We start from the raw sequence: 21,567 nt of genomic DNA on the forward strand, positions 1-21,567 counted from the left end.
CTGCTCATGATGTCCCTGCCTTCCCGCCCTCGTGCTCGCGTTATGGCAGCGCGGCAGGCACCGCTTCGACCCGCGTGCTGAAGACCCTCCGGCGCTGCGCGCCGAGGTTCACGAGATCCGAGATGAAGTTCACCCTGCGCATCTTCTCGCCAGGCGACGGCATGAGATGAGGCGCGCTGAAGCGATCGTCCAGCGAGTCTTCACGGATGAGCGGCGTGCCGTCTCCGCGTCTTACCGCCGGCCTCCGGAGCCCGTGCCGCGTCCCATCCGGCATGACGACCCGGCTGGTCACGTGGACGGTCACCCTGCTCCCGGCGGCAAAATCGCCGTTCAGCGCCAGCGCTTGCCCGGAGAAGCGCTTCAAGACGGCCTGGGCGACGCGCCGAAAGTCGTCACCGTTCCCCGTGTTCGCCTGGAGGAAGCGCACCGAGACGAGCTGGCCCTTCGCGTCCAGCGTGAGCTCGAACGAGCTCTCCGAGTCCGGCGGCACGACGGAGGACGACACCTCCTCCGCGACCGCCGAGGCGAGCAAGCCCGCCGCGGGGAAGACCAGGACCGGCTTTCGCCCGTCCTTGTCCGCATCGCTCCGCGCGGAGTGCACCGGGACGGGGCGCACCGGGACGGGGCGGCGCTCGGGAGCGCGCGGATCCACCGGCAAGACACCTGGCAATGCCCAGATCGGCGCGCCGCCCAGCCCTGGAGGTGCCGCGGCCGGGGGAAGCTCGTCGGCAGCGCCCGGGGGCGCGTCGGCAGCGTCCGGCGACGCGTGACCGTGGGTCGCCGGGCCAGAGCGCGATGCGTGCGCAGGAGGCGCCTCGGGCGCCGCTTGGCCGCGTCCTCTCGGCGCGGCACGCGAGATGCCAGGATCGATGCCCATTGCCCAGGCGAGGCCCCGGTGGGGCTCCGTCGCTCGGGCTTCCGGCGTCCTCGGGCCATCCAGCAAGACATCGGGGCCCAGCAGCAGGAGCGGATCGAGCTGGTCGCCCGCGCCGGCCCGCGCCGGCACCTCGAGGCGCTCCGGCGCGAGCGCACGCACCGCGGCGACTCCGCATGCGTGGAGGAGGAAGGTCGCGAGCAGAAAGTGTGAGCCACGATTGTGCACTGGCTAACGCGAACGTATCATGTGCGCGTGCATCCGAGGGGCTCGCCCCGACGGCGGAAAGTGGCTCGGCGCCCCCCACCACGTGGGCGCACCAGCCAGTTCTGCGAGGCGCCCCCTCCAGCCGGTTCTGCGAGGCGCCCCCTCCAGCCAGTTCTGCGAGCCGCCCCTCCTGAGCTAATCTGCCCCTGCCGCCCGTGGGACTCCGGGGCGATTTCCGATCCCAGTCTGGAAACTGTCGTAGGTTGATCGCCCCACCATTCCCCGGGCGGCTCTTCGCTATGCCCCCCGCCCATCCCGCGCCCCCCGCACGCTTTCACACCGAGCGCGTCGAGCGTGAGGACCTCGTCATGTTCATCAACGCCTGCTTCGCGTGCACCGGGCAGGCCGAGTTCTACGGCACCTCCGGAGGCCAGGCCGTCTCCATCGAGTTCCTCCACGAGTACATCCTCGGCAATTACCGCCGCCTCTACGCGCGCACGCTCGCCGCCGGCATCAACCACTTCAACCAGGCCCGCATCGCGGTGAACCTCCTCGCGACCGGCGCCGAGACGCCCGCCGCCGACCGGCGCGAGGAGGGCTCGCTCATCGCGGCCGCGCTCCGGGAGCTCCCGCCCCAGCGCGCGCTCCGGGCGCTGCGCGAGCTCCGGGAGCGGCGCGTGAACAACCGCCGCGCGCGCGCCGTCATCCGCGGCTACCTCGCGGGCAGGCCCGACCCGGCGTTCGACGCCGTCAAGTACCGCGCCCACGTCCGCGCGCTCGCCGTGCACGCCCACCTCCGGCTCCCCGGCGAGATCGGGCCCTTCCTGTTCGAGCCCGGGCGGCGCGCGCCGTTCGAGACGCCGCTCCTCGAGAGCGCGCGGCAGGCTCGTTATGCGAAGGCGGCGATCTTCGACCTGCCGCTGACCGTCGCCGAGGGGCTCGCCGCCGCCCGCGGCGTCTCTCGCGAGGAGCTCCTCCGCCGCGCCGCGCCGCGCATGACCGAGGGCGAGCGCCTCCGGCTCCAGCGCGCCGCCGGGCGAGAGGACGTGGACCTCGCCGTCGACCTCGGCCGCGCCCCGCTCACGCGCGTCGCCCTCTATGCGCTCTCGCTGCCCGAGAAGGCGCGGCAGGGCCGCCGCGACGAGCTCCACGCCGCGCTCGAGCGCGCCGCCGCGCGGGCGCTCAGGAAGAGCCCGGCCGCGCTCGGGCGCGTCGCGGCCGTGCTCGACCGGAGCTACTCGGCGTCCGGATCGAGCGAGAAGCGCCGCCGCCCGCTCGCCGTCGCGCTCGGCGCGAGCTACCTGCTGCGCGCCGCCGCCCGCGAGTACCGCGCCTTCTGGACCGCGCCCACGCCCGACGAGATCCTCGTCGACGCGCGCGGCCAGACCGACCTCGCCACGCCGCTGCTCGATGCGCTCGCGTGGCGTCCCGACGTCGTGGTGCTCCTCTCGGACGGCTTCGAGAACGACCCGGCCGGCGCTGCTGCCGAGGTCGCCCGCTGCTTCCGTGCGCGGCTCGACCCGGGGCAGCGCACGTCGATCGTCCACATCAACCCCGTGTTCGACAGCGAGCGCTACGCGCCCCGCGCGCTCGGCCCGTCGATCCCGACGGTCGGCCTGCGCGACGCCGAGGACCTGCCGACGGTCCTCGGCTTCGCCCGCTTTGCCGAGGGCACGGCGCCGCTCGCGGAGCTCGAGCGTTACCTCGCGCAGCGCGCGGCCGCGCTGCTCTCGCGGCACGCCGGGACGCCGGGCGCCGCGAGACCGGCGGCCGCGGGGCCGGTAGAAGCAGTGGAGCCGGCAGACGCAGCGGAGCCGGCAGACGCAGTTGAGCCCGCAGCAGGCGCGCCCGCCGCGGCGGTCGAGGCGCCCTGATGGCGAAGGCGCCGGCCCTGCTCCAGTCGCTCGCGCTCCGGGGGCTCTCGGCCACGCACGCCCAGGTCTTCGCGGGCGTGCGCCTCGTCCCACTCCTCCGGGACGCGCCGCGGGACGACCTGCGCATCGCCCGCCGCGGTTACGAGGCCGAGCTGGCCATCGTCAAGGTGGGCGACGGCTCCCTTTACTGCTCGACCTACGTGCCGCACGCGCTCATCGTCGGGTGGACCGAGGACGGCTCGCCGGTCGCGTCCTACGGCGCGGCGCTCGCGGGCCCGACCGAGGGCCGCGTCGTGGGCGGGCAACACCGCTGTGTCAACGTCCTCGCGCGCATGGTCCGGCGCGAGGCGCGCGGCGAGGATCCGGCCGAGCGGAACCGCCTGCGCCTGTTGCCGCAGCACCTCGCGATGGAGGGCTTTCTCGCCCTGCACTTCAACGCCCCCGAGATCGCCTGGTCCGAGTACTCGCGGCGGGCGGTCTCCCACGGCCTCGACCCGCGCACGGAGGTGTCGCTCTCCGGCCGGGCGATCCCCGGCCTGGAGGACGCGCTGCGCGTCTTCGAGATCCACGAGGGCCAGTGCGGCCTCCTGCTCTTCGTCGGCGAGCTGCTCGCGTCGGTGTTCGTCGTGTCGCACCCCGACGACTACCGCGCGCTGCACCGCACGCTGATCGAGGACTTCTACGAGCAGACGCTGCTCTACGCGGCCCGCCACAACGGCGACAGCCAGGCCTTCGAGCACACCTTCGACGAGGCGCGGATAAGCTCGCTCGACGATCTGCGGGCCGCGCTCGGCCGGGCGCGGGCGGAGGCCGGCGCGCTGCACGTGGACACGGCCGCTGGGCTCATCGGCCGGCCGATCGCTGCGGAGCGCGTGTACCGGGCGGGGCCGTTCTCGCTGCAGCGGTTCATGACCGAGCTCGATCCCGCGCTGGACAACCACCTCGGCGAGGCGATCGTGCGCGACGACGGCACGCTGGAGTACGCGAAGACGTTCCGGCTCTCGGCGGGGCAGGTGAGGCGCGCCCGGCTCCTCCAGCAGCTCGCGGCGCACGGGTGGAACCTGAGCTCCGCGGCGGCGGCGCTCCGGATCACGCGCGATCAGCTGATCCGGAGGATCGACGGCGAGGGGTTCGGCTACCTCATCGCGGAGCACGTGCTCAAGGCGGCGCTGAAGCGGACGAAGTGAGCGCGGTGTCTCTTCGACCGGCGCTCGGTGAGGGCTGATCGCGCCCGCGGTCTCCCGACGGCGGGTCGCCGCTCGAACAGGCATGCAGCGGCTAGGCGCGCGCGCTCACGAGCCAGCAGGCCGCGGTGAAGCGGGCCGCGCCGTCGCGGATATACACGTCGAAGGCAGGGCGAACCACTTCGGCCATCCGCGCGCACGTCGGCTCGTCCGCGTCCCTCAGCGCCTGGCCCAGCAGTCCCATCCTGGTGGCGTAGGCGAGCACGTCCTTCTCCGCGATGCAGCACGGCACGTCGATCGGGCGAATGTCGACGTCGGTCCAGCCGCTCGCGTCCAGGATCCGCTGCACGTGCTCTCTGTCCGCGAAGGCGAATGGGCCGGGGGCGTCGGGCTCCGAAACGCGAAAGTTGGGCAGGTGCGGCGCGGCAGCTCGTGAGGCCTCGGTCAGGAACGGATTCTCGTCGGAGCTGCGCCAGGCCACGAACGCGAGCTTCGCCTTGCGCCGCGCGGCGCGCCGGATGTTGGCGAACGCCGCCGCGGGATCCTGGAAGAACATCACGCCGAAACGCGAGATCACCGCGTCGAACGGGCCTCGCTCGAAGCCGTGCGTCTGCGCGTCCGCCTGGACGAAGGCGGCCGACGCGAGGCCTTCGGCGGCGGCGCGTGCCCTGGCGGCCGCCACGAGCGGCCCGGAGATATCCACGCCGAGACAGAGGCCCGTTGGCCCAAGGCGCCGCGCCATCGAGAGGGTCGTGGCGCCCGCGCCGCAGCCGATGTCGAGGACGCGCCTGCCCTCGCCGGGGAAGCCCTCTTCGATGAGCGGCGCCTCGAGCGGCGCCAGCATGCCGTCGAGCACTTCCTGCATTTCCACCCAGGTGCGCCCGCTGCTCTCGTTCCAGATCGCGGCCTGGTCTCGGTTCGGCGGATGGGCTTCTGACATCGGAGTCTCCTTCGGTTTGCATTCGGCGATCATGCGCCGTAGTCTGCAAGTTCAAGTCGACTTGAGGTCAAGCGTGAAGTCTCTGGACATCGCGGAGGTGGCCCGGCGCTCCGGCGTGCCCGCCTCGACCCTGCGGTTTTACGAGGAGAAGGGGCTGATCGCGTCCACCGGGCGGCGGGGCTTGCGGCGCCTGTTCGACGCCGGGGTGCTCGAGCGCCTGGCGCTGATCGCGCTCGGCCAGGTGGCGGGGTTTTCGCTGGACGAGATCGCCCGGATGTTCTCGCCGGACGGCCGGCCGCGCATCGAGCGCGAGCGGCTGACGGCCAAGGCCGAGGAGCTGGACCGGACCATCCAGCGGCTCATCGCCCTGCGCGACGGCCTTCGCCACGCCGCGGCGTGCTCCGCGCCGAGCCACATGGAGTGCCCGCGCTTCCGCCGCATCGTCCGGCTCGCCGGGGCCGGCCGGCTCGATCCGCCTGCGCCGACGGCTCCCGGGCGGCGGCGATCGACCTGAGCCCACGCGGGCCGCTCAGAAGCTCGCGTAATCCAGCGCGACCTGGTCGGCGTAATCGAGCGCGATCCATCGCACGTCGGCGCGGAAGCCCGCGTGATCCCACCGGCGCGCGACCAGGGCGAGGCTCGTGGCGAGCCGCCAGACGTCGAGCTGGCAGTCGCCGATTACCGCCTCGTCGAAATCGTTGATCGCATAATCGATGTCGCCCTGGTCATCATCGAACCAGCCCGGTGTGCAGCGCTGCGGCGGTGCGCTCACGGCGATGGGCTCGACGTGACGGCGCACCGGAGCGGGCGTGATCTCCGCCGAGGGCGAGCCTCTATGCCGCGCGCGGCAGCGGGCGAGGCCGGGCGCCGTCGCAGGAACGTCCATGAGCGTGCCGCGAGCCGGGGCGTCCAGCTCACGGTCGGGCAGTCGAGCAAATCAATGGCAAACGCGCCGGGAAGAAGCTCGCCGCAATTTGTAAGGCACTATAGTAACGTCTCTTGCGTTTGGGAGCTGGCTTGTCGTGCGCTTTCGCAGGCCCCTGTTGCCTCGCAGCGCGCGTGCGAGGCGCTCGCGCCATGGGCTCGCGGCCGCGAGCACCCCTTCGGTGCACGGGGCATGTTTCTTGACGCTACGAGGGTGGACCACGCCTCTCTACGGTGTTCAACACGCTACGGCCATCCGTAGCAGATCTGCAATGTGTAGCACCGTGGTGATTGCGGCGTGATCGTGCTGCCCCCTGAGCTTCGCCCGAATTCGCTGCGCGGCGTGTGTTCGGACTCACCCTGTCGCTGTTCGCTGAATTACGAGGACGAGCACGCTCTCCTCATCTCCGACGCGGCGCGGCGCGGCAAACACCCCTCACTACATCCACCCACGTGCGCGAAATCTTCAAGAAGTTCCGTCCCTTGTGCCGCAGCGCTGTGGTATCCTCGAGGTTGCTTCCACGAATCCTTCGTCAAGGGCGGGAATGGGTTTCGTTCGGCATTCAGACCACAATGCTCTCCAGAGGGTATGCTGACGACGTCGGCCGGTCCCGATAGCCGCGAGCGTGTCCGACGAAAAACATCGTGTTTTAATGCCACGGGTATTCACGCCTGCCAGCACGCAGGCGCAATGGGAAGCGCCCCAGACTGCCCTTGACGCATTCTATATTCCCTCACGGTCGGTGCCGACATCAATGAAGGGACGGGCGTATGAGCGACGAGCGCAACCACCACTCCATCCATGAGGTTTTTGAGATCCAGGTGGAGCGCACACCCGACGCCGTAGCCGTGGTCTTCGGGAATGAATGCGTCACATACCGTCACCTCGATCGCAGGGCCAATCAGCTCGCGCGGTACTTGCGGCGCCTGGGTGTCGGCGCCGACGTCCCGGTCGCTGTCTGCTTCGAGCGGTCCATCGAGATGATCGTGGCGCTGCTCGGTGTGCTCAAGGCCGGGGGCGCCTATGTCCCGCTGGACCCGAGCCACCCGAAGCACCACCTCTCCTTCCTGCTGGAGGACACGGGGGCGTCGATCGTCCTGACCCAAGAGCGCCTCCTCCAGGGGAAGGTCGGCCGCCTGCCAGGCCGCCTCGTCCGTCTGGACACGGACTGGGAGGCGATCGCAGAGGAGAGCCCCGAGAGACCACAAGTCGATGTCTTGCCGGACGACCTCGCCTATGTGATGTACACGTCGGGGTCGACGGGGAAGCCGAAGGGCGTCATGGCGCTACATCGAGGGGTCGTCCGACTCTGCCGAGGCGCCGACTACGTGACGCTCACCGCGGAGGACGTGTTCCTCGCGCTCGCTCCCCTCTCGTTCGACGCTTCGACCTTTGAAATCTGGGGCTGCCTCTTGAACGGCGGGCGGCTCGTCGTCATGCCTCCTCACCAGCCGTCCCTCGAGGAGCTGGGGCAGGCGCTCCGGCGCCATGGCGTGACGACGCTATGGCTGACCGCCGGCCTGTTCCACTTGATGGTCGACGAGCGGCTCGAGGATCTCCGCGGCCTGCGCCAGCTGCTCGCCGGCGGCGATGTGCTCTCCGTGCCCCACGTCCGACGCGCCGCCGAGGCGCTCGACGGGTGCCGGATCATCAACGGCTATGGCCCGACGGAGAACACGACGTTCACGTGCTGCTACACGATCGGCGACCTCGCCGCCGTGGGGGACTCCGTCCCTATCGGCTATCCAATCGCCGGCACGCAGGTCTATCTGCTGGACGAGCGCCTCGCTCCGGTCCCGGAAGGATTGCCCGGAGAGCTCTATGCGGGCGGGGCGGGCGTCGCGCGAGGATACCTGAACAGGCCGGACCTGACCGAGGCGCGCTTCATCCCGAGCCCCTTCATCGATGATCCGCGCGACATCCTCTACAGGACGGGCGATCTGGCGCGCCGCCGGGAGGACGGCGCCATCGAGTTCCTCGGCCGGATCGATCAGCAGGTGAAGATCCGCGGCTACCGGATCGAGCCCGGCGAGATCGAGGCGGTCCTCCGGCGGCACCCCGCCGTCAAGGAAGCCGTCGTCGTTGCCCGCGAGGACGAGCCCGGCCAGAAGCGCCTCGTCGCGTACGTCGTCGAGGACCTGCGCTCCGCGACATCGGAGGACGAGGAGCCCCGCGGCCTGGACGGCGAGGTCGTGTCGCAATGGCACGCGCTCTACGAGGACACCTATACGGGCGACGACGAGCCGCGGGATCCTGCGTTCGATACCGTCGGCTGGAACAGCAGCTATACGGGGCTGCCGATAGCCGAGGAACAGATGAGGGAGTTCGTCGAGGGTACGGTGTCCCGGATCCTCGCCACGAAGCCCTCGCGCGTGCTCGAGATCGGCTGCGGGACGGGGCTGCTCCTCTTGCGGCTCGCTCCCGCGTGCACCAGCTATACAGGCACCGATTTCTCCCGGAGCGTGCTCTCCCGCCTGAGCGAGCGGCTCAACGCGGGAGACGGGGCGCCCTCGCTGGCCCACGTGACCCTCGATCACAGAGGCGCCGATGATTTCGCCGGCATCGAGCCGGCGTCGATGGACACCGTCATCCTCAACTCGGTCTCTCAGTATTTCCCGAGCATCGAATATCTCTTGCGCGTCATCGAGGGGGCCGTCGGGGCCGTGGCGCCGGGCGGCCGTGTCTTCATCGGCGACGTGCGGAGCCTCCCGCTGCTCTCCGCCTATCACGCGTCCGTGCAGCTCTACCAGGCGCCCGACGCGCTCTCCCGCAAAGATCTCGCCGAGCGCGTGCGGTCGCGCGCGGAGCGGGAAGAGGAGCTGCTCGTCAGCCCCGAGCTCTTCGACGCGATCCAGGCGAGGCTGCCCCAGGTGAGCGACGTGCGCATCCTGAACAAGCGCGGGCACCACCACAACGAAATAACGATGTTCCGCTACGACGTCATCATCGACGTGGGGGGCGCGCCAAACCCCCTCTCGGACGTGATGTGGATGGACGCACCGGAGCCGGGGCCGTCGCTCCCGGAGGTGCGCCAGGCGCTGGGCAGCGGCGCGCCGGATACGGTGGGCTTTCGCCGGTTGCGGGACCAGCGCGTCGCGGCGGCGGTGAACACGGTGGAATGGCTCGCCAGCGCCGGCGATGGCGGCGTCGAGACGGCCGGAGAGCATCGCCTCGCGCTGAAGGGCCTGGAGGCCCGCGGCGTGGATCCTGAAGGGCTATGGGAGCTCGCGGCAGAGCTCGGCTACGACGTCCATACCCTCCGAACGACGCCCGGCGCGCCCGGCCTCATCGACGTCGTGTTCCGGCGCATAGGCGCCGCGGCGACGGGCTCGGCGAGCGCGCAGGCCAGGAGCGAGCCCCCGCGTCCTCGGAGGGATTGGCGAGCTTACGGCAACAGTCCGCTCCGGGGGATCATCGTCGACAAGCTCGTCGCGCGGCTCCGCGACTTCCTGCAGCAGAAGCTGCCCGACTTCATGATACCCTCCGATTTCGTCCTCATGGACGCGCTCCCGCTCACGGCGAACGGAAAGGTCGATCGCCGCGCGCTGCCCGCCCCGAGCCGGAGCACGTCCGCGCTCGCGCAGCGCTTCATCGCGCCTCGCACGCCCGTCGAAGAGGTGTTGAGCGGCATCTTCGCCGAGGCGTTCGGGCTCGCCCGCGTGGGCATTCACGACGATTTTTTCGAGCTCGGCGGCCACTCGCTCCTGGCGGTCCAGATCATCTCCCGCGTCCGCGCCGCGCTCCGGGTGGACCTGCCGCTCCGCTCCTTGCTCGACGAGCCGACCGTCGCTCGGTTCGCGAAGCGCGTGGAGGCGCGCACCTCCGACGAGGGCAGGTCAAAGCCTCCCGCGGTCACGATCGCGTCCCGGAAGGAGGACCTCCCGCTCTCCTTCCCCCAGCAGCAGATGTGGCTCCTCGCCGAGCTCGAGCCGAACGCGCCCGTCTACAATGACCCGTTCACCCTTCGAATGCCGGGCCATGTCGACGCGTCCGCTCTTTCCTCGAGCCTCCGCGAGATAGTCCGGCGGCACGAGGCGTGGCGTACAACGTATGCGCTCAAGGAAGGACGGCCGGTTCAGGTCATTCACGACGATGTGGCGTTCACGCTCTCCCAGATCGACCTCCGGGGCTTCCCCGAGGGCGAGCGGGAGGCCAAGGCGCGAACGCTCGCGACCGAGGAGCTCAGGCGTCCGTTCGATCTCGCGAACGGGCCGCTGATCCGCGCGACCCTGATGCGCCTGGGAGAGGCCGACCACAGGCTCTACCTGGCGCTGCACCATATCCTCTATGACGGCGTCTCGCTCTACAACGCCTTCCTGGCGGAGCTCCGGGTGCTCTATGCGGCGTTCGCCGCGGGCGGGGCCTCCCCGCTCCCTCCTCTCCAGCTGCAATACGCCGACTTCGCTGCCTGGCAGCGGCGATGGTTGCGCGGGGAGGGGCTCCTTCGCCAGGCGGAATACTGGAGGAAGAAGCTGGCCGGCGTCGCCAAGCTCAGCCTCCCTACCGATCGGCAGCGCCCCGCGATCGGCACATTCCGAGGCGCGCGCCATTACCTCTCCCTTTCAAAGGAGCTGACCGAGGCGCTGAAGGCCCTCTCGCGCCGCGCCGGCGCGACGCTCTTCATGACGCTCCTCGCGGCGTACAAGGCGCTCCTCTTCCGCTATACGGGGCAGGAAGACATCCCCGTCGCCACGGTCGTCTCGGATCATGGCCGGCCGGATCTCTGCTCGCTGATCGGGTGCTTCGTCAACACGCTCGTCTTGCGTACCAGCGTCTCCGGTGGCCTGACGTTCCGAGGGCTCCTCGATCGGGTGCGCGGGGTGACGCTCGAGGCGTACGCCAACCAGGACATGCCGTTCGAGGAGCTCGTGAGAGAGCTCTCGCCGGAGCGGAGCCTCGGGCAGAACCCCCTCTTCCAGGTCATGTTCCTCCTTGATCCTCCCATGCCCGTCATGGACTCGGGGTGGACGATGACACGCATGGAGATCGACAACGGGACATCGCGCTGCGATCTGTCCCTCGAGCTCGACGAGAGGCCGGAGGGCCTCGTCGGGCTCCTCGAATACAGCACCGATCTCTTCGACGCCGATACGATCGCGAGGATGGCGGACCATTATCGGATCCTCCTGGAGGGGATCACCGCCGCCCCCGAACGGAAGGTAGAGCAGCTGCCGATGTTGACGGAGGTCGAGCGGAAGGACCTCCTCGCGGCGCCCGTCGCTCAGCCGGATCTCTCGCCGGGGCCGTGCATCCATCGCCTCTTCGAGGCGCACGCGGAGGGCTCGCCCGACGCGGTCGCGCTCCGCTGCAATGGCGCGGAGATGACCTATGACGAGCTGAATCGGCGCGCGAACAGGCTCGCGCGCCGCCTCCGGGCGCTCGGCGTGGGGCCAGGGGTGTTCGCCGCGCTGTGCCTGGAGCGCTCGCTCGACATGGTCGTCGCCATCCTCGGCGTCCTCAAGGCGGGCGGCGCGTATGTGCCGCTCGATCCGGCCTATCCGCCGGATCGCCTCGCGTTCATGCTCGACGACGCGAAGGTGCCCGTCCTGATAACGCAGGAAGCGCTCCTCGGCTCGCTCCCGCCGCACGGCGCTCGCGCGTTGTGCATCGACGCGGGATGGGACGCCGCCCCGGAGGCGGACGAAGACAACCTCGAAGGCGGGGCGTCCGCCTTCGATGCGGCCTACGTCATCTACACGTCCGGCTCGACCGGGAAGCCCAAGGGCGTCGTCGTCAGCCACGCGAACGTGACGCGGCTGTTCAGCTCGACGCGGTCGTGGTTCCGCTTCGGCGAGCGCGATGTATGGACGCTCTTCCACTCCTATGCCTTCGACTTTTCTGTATGGGAGATGTGGGGTGCGCTCCTCCACGGCGGGCGCCTCGTGGTCGTCCCCTTCTGCGTGAGCCGCTCGCCCGAGGCGTTCTACGAGCTCCTCGCTGCAGAGGGCGTGACCGTGCTCAACCAGACGCCATCCGCGTTCCGCCAGCTCATCCTGGCGGAGGAGGCGTCCTGCGGCGCCCGAGAGCTCGCGCTCCGCCTTGTCATCTTCGGCGGAGAGGCCCTCGAGCTTCAGAGCCTCCGGCCCTGGTTCGAGCGGCACGGCGACGCGCGGCCGGCGCTCGTCAACATGTACGGGATCACGGAGACGACGGTGCACGTCACCTACCGCCCGCTGTCCTTGGCCGATCTCGAGACCCCTGGGAGCGTGATCGGCGCTCCGATCCCGGACCTGTCGATCTATATCCTCGACGGGGCGATGCAGCCTGTGCCCGTCGGCGTCCCGGGTGAGATGTACGTCGGAGGCGCCGGCGTCTCGCGCGGGTATCTCAACCGACCGGAGCTCACCCGTGAGCGGTTCATCGTCGATCCGTTCCGTAGAGGTATCTCGGCTCGCCTCTACAAAACGGGCGACCTCGCGCGCCGGAGGCCCGACGGCGATATCGAATACCTCGGCCGCATCGACCATCAGGTGAAGATCAGGGGCTTCCGCATCGAGCTCGGCGAGATCGAGGCCGCCCTCGCGCAGCACCCCTCCGTGCGCGAGGTCGCCGTCATCGCGCTGGGCGATACCCACGGTGATAAGCGCCTCGTCGCTTATGTCGTGGACCATCGCAGCGCCGGCCCTCACGCCTCGCGCTCCGAGGTGACGCCTCGGCGCGGGCTCCCCGCGGAGCTGCGCGGCTTCCTGAAGAGCCGGCTCCCCGATTACATGGTGCCGTCGACCTTCGTCTTGCTCGACGTGATGCCGCTCACGTCGAACGGCAAGGTCGATCGTCGCGCGCTCCCCGCGCCTGAAAGGACCAGGTCCGACCTCGATCCGGGCTTCGTCGCGCCCCGCACGCCCATGGAAGCGGCGCTCGCGGCCCTGTGGGCCGAGGCGCTCGGGCTCTTTGCGGTCGGCGCTTCGGATAACTTCTTCGAGCTCGGCGGGCACTCCATCCTGGCCACCCGGATCCTCTCGCGGGTGCGGGATCGGTTCCAGGTGAACCTCCCGCTCCGGGCCCTGTTCGAGGCGCCGACGATCGCCGAAATGGCCAAGATCATCGAGGCGCGCCGCGGCGAGGAGGCGGGCCGAGAGACCGCGCCCGTGGTGCCGGTCCCGCGTGGTCGGAGCTTCCCGCTGTCGTCCGCGCAGCGAAGGCTCTGGTTCCTCGCGAGGCTCGATCCGAGCTCGCCCGTTTATAATGAGCCTGCCACCCTCCACATCGAGGGTGCGCTCGACGTGGAGGCGCTCGAACGCAGCTTGAACGAGATCATCCGACGCCACGAGGCGTGGAGGACGACGTTCGGCGTCGAGGGCGGCGAGCCGGTGCAGATCATCCACCCGGAGGCGGCGATCGAGCTTCCGCTGATGGATCTTGCCGGCCTCGCTCCGGACGAACGCGAGGCCGAGGCGCGGAGGATCGCCCTTCGAGACGCCCTGCGCCCATTCGACTTCATGACCGGCCCCATGCTGCGCGGCGTGCTCGTCAAGATGAGCGACGACGAGCACCGGCTCTACCTCACGCTGCACCATATCGTCGCGGACGCGGTCTCGGTGTACAGCGTATTCCTCCCCGAGCTCTCGGCGCTCTACTCGGCGTTCTCGACCGGGAGGCCTCCCGCGCTCCCCGCCCTGCCCGTGCAGGTCGCCGACTACGCTGTGTGGGAGCGGCAATGGCTGCGCGGAAGCGGGCTCGAAGCGCAGCTCGCGTGGTGGAAGCGCGAGCTCGGCGGCGAGCTCCCCGTGCTCGAGCTGCCCACGGATCGGCCGCGGCAGAAGGTCCAGTCGTCGCGCGGGTCGAGGCACCTCATCGCCATTTCGAGCGATCGCACCCGCGCGCTCAAGGCGCTGGGGCAGCGCGAGGGCGCCACGCTCTTCATGACGCTGCTCGCGGCGTTCAACGTCCTCCTTTGCCGCACCTCCGGGCAAGAGGACATCATCGTGGGCACCGTGACGGCGAGCCGCAGCCGGCCGGAGATCGAGAACCTGATAGGCTTCTTTCTCAATACGATCGTGTTGCGTACGAACCTGGGCGGCGACCCGACCTTCCGCGAGCTCCTCGCGCGCGTGGCGGACGCGAGCCTCAGCGCGTTTTCGAACCAGGACGTGCCGTTCGAGCGCCTTGTCGAGGAGCTCCAGCCGTCGCGGGCGCCCGGGCAGAACCCCCTCTTTCAGGTCGCCTTCGTCCTGGAGCCGCTCATGCCGACGCTCGCCCAGGGATGGAGCGTCAGCCAGCTCGAGGTGGACACGCTCACGGCCAAGTTCGAGCTGACGCTGGAGCTCGACGAGCGACCCGAGGGCCTCATCGGTCGCCTTGAATACCGCACCGACCTGTTCGACGCCTCGACGATCGCTCGCATGGCCGACCATTTCGACGTCCTGCTCGAGGGCATCGTCGCCGACCCGGATCGGCGCCTGTCCGAGCTGCCGTTCATGACCGAGGCGGAGATCCGCCAGCAGGCATCGTGGAACGAGACGCGCGCGGACTACTCGCGCGAGGTCTGCATCCATCGTATGTTCGAGATCCAGGCGGCGCGCTCTCCGGACGCCGTCGCGGTCGTGTCGTACAGCTCGCGATCGCCGAAGGCGACGCTCACCTACGGCGAGCTGAACCGCCGCGCCAACCAGCTCGCCCACCATCTGCGAAGCCTGGGCGTCGGCCCCGAGGTGACGGTGGCCCTATGCGCCGAGCGATCCCCCGAGCTCGTCGTCGGGCTCCTCGGGATCCTGAAGGCGGGCGGCGCGTGCGTGCCGCTGGATCCGTCGTTCCCCAAGGAGCGGACGGCCTTCACGCTCGAGGACGTGAGCGCCAGGGTGGTGCTCACGCAGAGACACCTGGCCGGGGGCCTCCGCGAGCACGCGGCGAACATCGTCTGCCTGGACGGAGACTGGGAGGGTATCGCGTCTCATAGCGTGGAGGACCCGCCGGGCGATACCGCGCCCGACGCGCTCGCTTACGTCATCTACACCTCCGGCTCGACGGGTCGGCCGAAGGGCGTCGAGCTCGCTCACCGGGGCCTTATCAGCTTCGTCTCCTGGTATCGACGGACGTTCGCGCTCTCGAGCTCCGACCGAGGCACGCAGATCGCGGGGCCCGCGTTCGACGTCTCGATAGGGGACATCTGGCCCATCCTCGCCGCGGGCGCGAGCCTGCATATCCCCGACGATCACACGCGCATCGCGCCGTCCGCGCTCCGCGACTGGATCGTGGCGAGCTCGATCACCGTCGCCTTCCTGCCCACACCGCTGGCCGAGAGCGTCCTCCCGCTCGAATGGCCGGCGCCCGGCGCGCTCCGCGCGATGGTCACCGCCGGCGACAGGCTCCACGACTATCCATCGCCGTCGCTGCCCTTCGCGTTCATCAACGCGTACGGACCGACGGAGAGCACCGTATACACAACGACGGCGCTCGTCCCCGCGAAGCAGCGCGCCGACGAGCTGCCGGCGCCCCCGATCGGGCGGCCCATCGACAACACGCGTGTCTTCCTGCTCGACAGCCGGAAGCGCCCGGTCCCGGTCGGCGTCACCGGCGAGCTCTATATCGGCGGAGACGGCCTCGCCCGCGGGTATCATAACCGCCCCGACCTCACCGCCGAGCGCTTCATCGCGAGCCCTCCATGGATTGAGCCGAGCGGCCGCCTCTACAAGACGGGCGACCTCGCGCGGTACCTGCCCGACGGGAGCATCGAGTTCCTCGGCCGCGCCGACTTCCAGGTCAAGATCCGGGGCTTCCGCGTCGAGCTCGGGGAGATCGAGGCCATCCTCCGGCAGCACCGCGCGGTGAAGGAGGCGGTCGTCACGGTCCACGAGGACACGCCGCGCGAAAGGCGCCTCGTCGCGTACCTCGTCCTCGCGGACGGCGAGGGCGCCGACGCCCCGGGGAGTCTCAAAGACCACCTCAAAGAGTACCTGCCCGCGCACATGATCCCGGCGACCTTCGTCCGGATGAGCAGGCTGCCCATCAACCCGAGCGGCAAGATCGATCGCCGCGCGCTGCCTCCTCCGGAGCCCGCGGAGCCGCGCGCGGCGGCGGACGGCGCTGGGCCGGCGACCGAGCTGGAGCGGCTCGTCGCGTCGATATGGCGCGACGTCCTGCGCGTCGACGAGGTCGGCCTCCACGCCAATTTCTTCGATCTCGGAGGCCACTCTCTGCGGGTAGCGCAGGTCCACGACAGGCTCGTGGCCTCGCTCGAGCGAGAGTTCCCCATGGTCGATCTCTTCACCTATCCCACCGTGAGCGCTCTATCGAGGCACCTGGCCCAAACATCGTGCGATACACATTGCTTCACGAAGCTCCGCGAGCGTGTCACGCAGCAAAAGGCTGCGGCGAGGCGGCTCCGGCGGCCCCTGCGCAAGGAGGCAAAGGATCATGAGTAAAGACGTTGAACAAAGCCCGATCGATGACGGCATCGCCATCATCGGAATGTCCGGTCGATTCCCGGGCGCGAAAGACGTGGACGAGCTCTGGAGGAACGTGCGGGACGGGGTGGAGTCCATCTCGTTCTTTTCGGACGAGGAGCTCCTCGCGGCGGGGGTCGACGCCGCCTTGCTGCGCGATCCAGGCTACGTGAGGGCGAAGGGCGTCCTCGCGGATATCGAGCTCTTCGACGCGGCTCTCTTCGGGGTGAGCCCGACGGAGGCGCAGATGATGGACCCGCAACACCGCCTGTTCCTGGAGCACGCCTTCGAGGCGATGGAGAGCGCGGGCTACTCCGGGGAGCGGTACGGCGGCGCGACCGCCGTCTACGCCGGCTGCGGAGCGAGCAGCACATATTTCCTCAAGAACATCCATGAGAACGAGGAAATTCGCGGGCGCATGTCGGAATACCAGCTGTTCCTCGCGAACGGCGGAGATTTCCTCGCGACCCGGGTCTCGTACAAACTGGGCCTCCGCGGGCCGAGCGTCGCGGTCCAGACCGCGTGCTCGACGTCCCTTGTCGCCGTCTGCATGGCCTGCCACGGCCTCTTGACCTACCAGTGCGATATGGCGCTCGCCGGAGGCGCCGCGGTGAGCGTCCCGCAGCGGTCTGGGTATCTCTATCAGGAGGGGATGATCCTCTCCCCCGACGGGCACTGCCGCGCGTTCGACGCCAAGGCGCGCGGCACGGTGGGCGGGAGCGGCGTGGGGGTCGTCGTCTTGAAGCGGCTGTCGGACGCGATCGAGGCCGGCGACACCATCCACGCCGTGATCAAGGGTTCGGCCATCAACAACGATGGAGCCTCGAAGGTGGGGTACACGGCGCCGAGCGTGGAGGGCCAGGCCGAGGCCATCGCGCAGGCGATCGAGGCCGCGGAGGTCTCCCCGGAGACCATCGGCTACGTGGAGGCGCACGGCACGGGCACGGCCCTCGGGGATCCGATTGAAATCGCGGCGCTCACGAGGGCGTTCCGCGCGGGCACCCGGAGGAAGGGGTTCTGCGCCGTCGGCTCGTTGAAGCCGAACATCGGCCACCTGGACGCGGCGGCGGGGGTGGCGGGCCTCATCAAGGCGGTACAGGCGCTCAAGCACAAGGAGCTCCCGCCGATGCTCCATTTCGAGTCGCCGAACCCGGCGATCGACTTCGCGGCCAGCCCCTTCTATATCAACGCGCAGCGCTCGAGCTGGAGGGCCGGGGACGCGCCGCGCAGGGCGGGCGTGAGCTCGTTCGGCATGGGCGGCACCAACGCGCACGTCGTTCTCGAGGAGGCCCCGCCCGCGGAACCGTCCGGCGCGTCCAGGCCCTGGAAGCTGCTCGCGCTGTCCGCGATGACGTCCGACGCGCTCGAGAAGATGACGGCGAACCTCGGCGAGCGCCTGAAGCAGGGATCAGATCTCAATCTGGCCGACGCCGCCTATACGCTCTCGGTCGGCCGGAGGGCGTTCGCGCACAGGAGGGTCGTTCTGTGCGAGGTGGCGGGCGACGCGGCGCGCTCTCTATCCACGCTGGATCCGACCCGTGTCTTCTCGGGCCGGGAGGCGGCTTCGGCGCGGCCGGTCGTCTTCATGTTCCCTGGGCAGGGCGCGCAGCACGTGAGCATGGCGGCGGAGCTCTACCGCGAGGAGGGCGCGTTCCGCGAGCAGATCGATCGATGCGCGGAGATCCTCGCCCCCGCGCTCGGCCTCGATCTGCGGAGCGTGCTCTATCCCGGCGAAGCGCAGGCGGAGAGCGCGGCGAGCAGGCTCGATCAGACGGCCATCACGCAGCCGGCGCTCGTGGCGATCGAGATCGCCCTGGCCCGGCTCTGGATGAGCTGGGGAGTGCGCCCGCAGGCGATGATCGGCCATAGCATCGGGGAATACGCGGCGGCGTGCATCGCCGGCGTGCTCACCCTGGAGGACGCGCTGTCGCTCGCCGCCGCGCGAGGGCGCATCATGCAGGAGCTGCCCCCCGGCGCCATGATCGCGGTCGCGCTCCCGGAGGCCGAGGCGCAGGCGCTCGCGACGGGCGGTCTGTCCCTCGCGGCGGTGAACGGCCCCTCTCTCTCCGTCCTCTCGGGGCCCCTGGAGGCCGTGGCGGAGCTCGAGCGGAGGCTCTCCGAGCGAGGCGTGGGCGCGCGGCGCCTGCGCACCTCCCACGCGTTTCACTCGTCGATGATGGATCCCGTCCTCGCGCCCTTTCTCGAACAGGTGAAGCGGCGGAGGCTCTCGGCGCCCGAGATCCCTTATCTCTCCAGCGTCACGGGCGCGTGGATCACCGCGGAGGAGGCGACGGATCCGGGTTACTGGGTAAGGCACCTCCGCCAACCCGTGCGCTTCGCCGACGGGCTCTCGCGGCTCTTCAGCGACCCCACGCGGGCGCTGCTCGAGGTTGGCCCGGGCGCCACGTTGAGCAACCTCGCGCGGCGCCATCCAGGCGCGCCCGCGGGGCAGATCATCCAGAGCTCGCTCAGCTCGTCGAGCGCCTCCACGCGGGGCTCGGCGTGCACCATGGAGGCGCTCGGAGCGCTGTGGGTCCAGGGAGTCCTTGTGGATTGGGAGGGTTTCTACCGCGGCGAGCGGCGTCGTCGAGTGCCATTGCCGACCTATGCTTTCGAGCGGCAGCGCTGCTGGATCGACCCTCCGCGGGGGCGCGGCGCCGGCGCGGCGGCGGCGCCGCTCGTGCGGCCGACCATGGATATGGACGAGGAGGCCCCAGCTCTCGATCGGCTGGAGGCCTTTCTTGAGCAGGACGCGAAGCCGGAGGCGCTCCCGGCGGGGTTACGAGACCTGGCGCACAGGATCTGCGCCAGCCAACTCTGCGCGTTCCTCCGCGCAGGCGGCGTCGATACGAGCCGCGGCAGCAAGCACGACAAGCGCGATCTGTTGACCTGGCTCAGGATCACGCCACAGTATGAGAAATTCTTCGCGTTCTTCGTGAAGACGCTGGCGGACGACGGTATCGTGGGCGTGAACGGCGACACGATCACGTTCTTTGTCGGCGAGGACGACGTCCCGGCCCCGGCCGCGCTGACGGAGGAGCTCTGCCGGTCGTACCCCGATTTCCGGGGTGACTTCGAGCTCCTTGATTACTGCGTCAGCAACTACGGGCGCGCCCTGTCGGGTGACATGAACCCCATGGAGGTGCTCCACCCCGACGGGGGCGCCGATCTCCTCGCGCCGATGATCAAGAATGGGCTCCGCTTCTCGCGCGCGCCCATGTACCACGCCCTGACGAGGGAGGTGCTCTCCCGCGTCCTGGAGAGGGCGGGGGGCCGCCGGCTGAAGATCCTCGAGCTGGGAGGCGGCGCCGGGCACCTGACCTGGCCGCTCATCCCCTGCCTGCGCGGGCGCGACATCGAATACACCTTCACGGACATCGGGAACTACTTCGTGGTCAACGCGAGGCGCCGTGCGGCCGAGCTGGGGATCGACTTCATGCGCTTCGGCGTCCTCGACGTCTCGGCCGACGTGGCGAAGCAGGGGTACGAGCTGAGCAGCTACGATATCGTGCTGGCGTTCAACGTCGTCCACGCGACGAGGCGGCTCGACGAGTCGGTCGGGCACATCAAGGAGCTGCTCGCGCCCGGAGGTACGGCGCTCCTCCTCGAAGCCTCGCGGCTCGAGCGGTGGCATACGATGATATGGGGGCTCGAGGAGGGGCTCTGGTATTTCGCCGATGAGGACTTGAGGCCACACTCCCCGATGCTGCACGGGGCGGGGTGGGAAGACGTCTTTCGGCGGCAGGGGTTCCGGGGCGTCCACGCCTTTCCCAGGAGCGGCGAGGGGAGGAGCGCCTCGGACTATTCCTTGATCGTCGCGCAGAAGCCCGCGGACGCGGCGCTCGCGGGCGCGCCGGCGGAGGCGCGAGGGGAGACCCCGAGCGGCCAGGGCGGCGGGGGGGCCCTCTTCGCTCGGCGCTCGCTGCAGACGGCGTATGTCGCGCCCCGAACCGAGATGGAGCGCGCGATCGCCGAGGTCTGGCAGCATACGCTGGGCATCGATCGTGCAGGGGTTCACGACAACTTCTTCGAGCTCGGCGGGGATTCGCTCATCGCGATCCAGGTCATCTCGAGGCTGCGCCAATCTCTCCAGAAGCCGCTCGACCAACACAGCTTGCTGAAGGCGCCCACCATCGCGTCGCTCTCCGCGTCGCTCGAGGACGCGAGCACGCCGGCCGGGTCGACCTTCCTCGCGACGCGCGAGCTCCCCAAAAACATCATCGAGCTCAGGCGCGGCGGCGCGAAGCCCCCGCTCTTCCTCGTGCACCCCGCCGGCGGGCACGTCTATATCTACCGTGAGCTGGCTCTGCACCTCCCGCCGGATCAGCCTGTCTACGCCGTTCAGGCGTCGGGCCTCGACGGGGCGTCGGCCGCCCTCTTCAGCGTGGAGGAGATGGCGGCGCGCTATGTCGACGCGGTCCGCGCGCTCGAGCCCGACGGGCCGTATTACCTGGGTGGCTCGTCGTTCGGCGGCGTGGTGGCGTTCGAAATGGCCCAGGTGCTCCGCGGCCTGGGCCGCGATGTGGCGCTCCTTGCTCTCCTCGACGCGGGCGGGCCAGGCCAGTGGCCATCCCCAGACATGGAAGAGGATGAAGTGGCCATTCTATCCTACTTCCTTGGCGCAGGTGCGAAGCTCACGATCTCGCCGGACGACCTCAGGCGGCTCCAGCCGGACGAGCGCATGCGTTACTTCCTCGAGCACGGCCGTCAGGCTGTGCGATTGCCGGCGGATTTCGGCGTCGACGAGCTTCGACCGTTCTTGGAGCTCTTCAAGATGAACGTGAAGGCGATGAGGGCCTACGCTCCGAGGCCGTATTCTGGTCGCATCACATTTTTCCGCGCTCGCGAGCGCGACTCGGTGACCCCCGACACCCCGGAGCTCGCGTGGAGCGGCCTCGCCTCCGGGGGGGTGGACCTCCACGATGCGGAAGGAAACCACATCACCATGCACTTTGCGCCGCACGTCGCGTCCCTCGCGAAGCGGCTGATGGCCTGCCTCGATGAGGCGCGCCGGACGTGAGATGCCGAGGGGGGGCCACTGTGGAGGCCTATTGGCTCCCCGGTCGGGCAGCTGACATCGCTGAGAAACCACCTTGGGCGCACAAAAACGTCACAGCTGCGAACCTCTGTTGACAGTGGCTTCGTGGTTCGCCTAACATTCTATATCGAGCCATAGATGTG

9 protein-coding genes are annotated in these 21,567 nt (G+C 69.7%); 6 read left to right on the forward strand and 3 right to left on the reverse strand.

Going from position 1 to position 21,567, the window contains the following annotated elements:
• Positions 1-40: 40 nt before the first annotated feature.
• On the reverse strand, positions 41-652 hold the full coding sequence (locus WME90_RS10115) for a hypothetical protein (RefSeq protein ID WP_437280877.1): 612 nt from the start codon (positions 650-652) through the stop codon (positions 41-43).
• 243 nt (positions 653-895) lie between these two features.
• Here WME90_RS10115 and WME90_RS10120 point away from each other — a divergent pair, with 243 nt between their 5' ends.
• The 3 genes from WME90_RS10120 (at position 896) to WME90_RS10130 (ending at position 4,142) form a co-directional block, all read left to right on the forward strand.
• Positions 896-1,087 carry a hypothetical protein gene (locus tag WME90_RS10120; protein WP_437280878.1) on the forward strand — a complete coding sequence of 64 codons (192 nt, stop codon included), beginning with the start codon at positions 896-898 and terminating at the stop codon, positions 1,085-1,087.
• Between the two features lie 293 nt (positions 1,088-1,380).
• Positions 1,381-2,955 carry a hypothetical protein gene (locus WME90_RS10125; RefSeq protein ID WP_437280879.1) on the forward strand — a complete coding sequence of 525 codons (1,575 nt, stop codon included), beginning with the start codon at positions 1,381-1,383 and terminating at the stop codon, positions 2,953-2,955.
• Complete coding sequence (locus WME90_RS10130; RefSeq protein WP_437280880.1) at positions 2,955-4,142, forward strand: ARPP-2 domain-containing protein; 1,188 nt, start codon at positions 2,955-2,957, stop codon at positions 4,140-4,142. The genes WME90_RS10125 and WME90_RS10130 overlap by 1 nt, the downstream gene beginning before the upstream one ends.
• Positions 4,143-4,233: 91 nt before the next feature.
• On the opposite strand, the gene WME90_RS10135 is transcribed toward WME90_RS10130, so the two are convergent.
• Positions 4,234-5,079 carry a class I SAM-dependent methyltransferase gene (locus WME90_RS10135; RefSeq protein ID WP_437280881.1) on the reverse strand — a complete coding sequence of 282 codons (846 nt, stop codon included), beginning with the start codon at positions 5,077-5,079 and terminating at the stop codon, positions 4,234-4,236.
• Positions 5,080-5,152: 73 nt separating this feature from the next.
• On the opposite strand from WME90_RS10135, the gene WME90_RS10140 reads away from it, so the two are divergent.
• On the forward strand, positions 5,153-5,593 hold the full coding sequence (locus tag WME90_RS10140; protein WP_437280882.1) for a helix-turn-helix domain-containing protein: 441 nt from the start codon (positions 5,153-5,155) through the stop codon (positions 5,591-5,593).
• A 15-nt stretch (positions 5,594-5,608) separates the two neighbouring features.
• Here the strand turns inward: WME90_RS10140 and WME90_RS10145 are convergent, their stop codons facing one another.
• Positions 5,609-5,965: a DUF2252 family protein gene (locus tag WME90_RS10145; RefSeq protein WP_437280883.1), complete on the reverse strand. Its 357-nt coding sequence runs from the start codon at positions 5,963-5,965 to the stop codon at positions 5,609-5,611.
• Positions 5,966-6,774: 809 nt separating this feature from the next.
• Here WME90_RS10145 and WME90_RS10150 point away from each other — a divergent pair.
• Positions 6,775-16,365, forward strand: coding sequence for an amino acid adenylation domain-containing protein (locus tag WME90_RS10150; RefSeq protein WP_437280884.1), 9,591 nt, complete (start codon positions 6,775-6,777; stop codon positions 16,363-16,365).
• Positions 16,358-21,406, forward strand: a complete 5,049-nt coding sequence (locus WME90_RS10155) for a beta-ketoacyl synthase N-terminal-like domain-containing protein (RefSeq protein WP_437280885.1) — start codon at positions 16,358-16,360, stop codon at positions 21,404-21,406. Before WME90_RS10150 ends, WME90_RS10155 begins: the two co-directional genes overlap by 8 nt.
• Positions 21,407-21,567: the final 161 nt, after the last annotated feature.

The organism is Sorangium sp. So ce375 (assembly GCF_051473855.1).
GTDB lineage: Bacteria > Myxococcota_A > Polyangia > Polyangiales > Polyangiaceae > Sorangium.

What these genes read in the sequence shown, in the direction of transcription:
- WME90_RS10135 (WP_437280881.1), bottom strand. Translation starts at nt 5,079, where the DNA reads ATGTCAGAAGCCCATCCGCCGAACCGAGACCAGGCCGCGATCTGGAAC.
- WME90_RS10150 (WP_437280884.1), top strand. Translation starts at nt 6,775, where the DNA reads ATGAGCGACGAGCGCAACCACCACTCCATCCATGAGGTTTTTGAGATC.
- WME90_RS10125 (WP_437280879.1), top strand. Translation starts at nt 1,381, where the DNA reads ATGCCCCCCGCCCATCCCGCGCCCCCCGCACGCTTTCACACCGAGCGC.
- WME90_RS10155 (WP_437280885.1), top strand. Translation starts at nt 16,358, where the DNA reads ATGAGTAAAGACGTTGAACAAAGCCCGATCGATGACGGCATCGCCATC.
- WME90_RS10145 (WP_437280883.1), bottom strand. Translation starts at nt 5,965, where the DNA reads ATGGACGTTCCTGCGACGGCGCCCGGCCTCGCCCGCTGCCGCGCGCGG.
- WME90_RS10130 (WP_437280880.1), top strand. Translation starts at nt 2,955, where the DNA reads ATGGCGAAGGCGCCGGCCCTGCTCCAGTCGCTCGCGCTCCGGGGGCTC.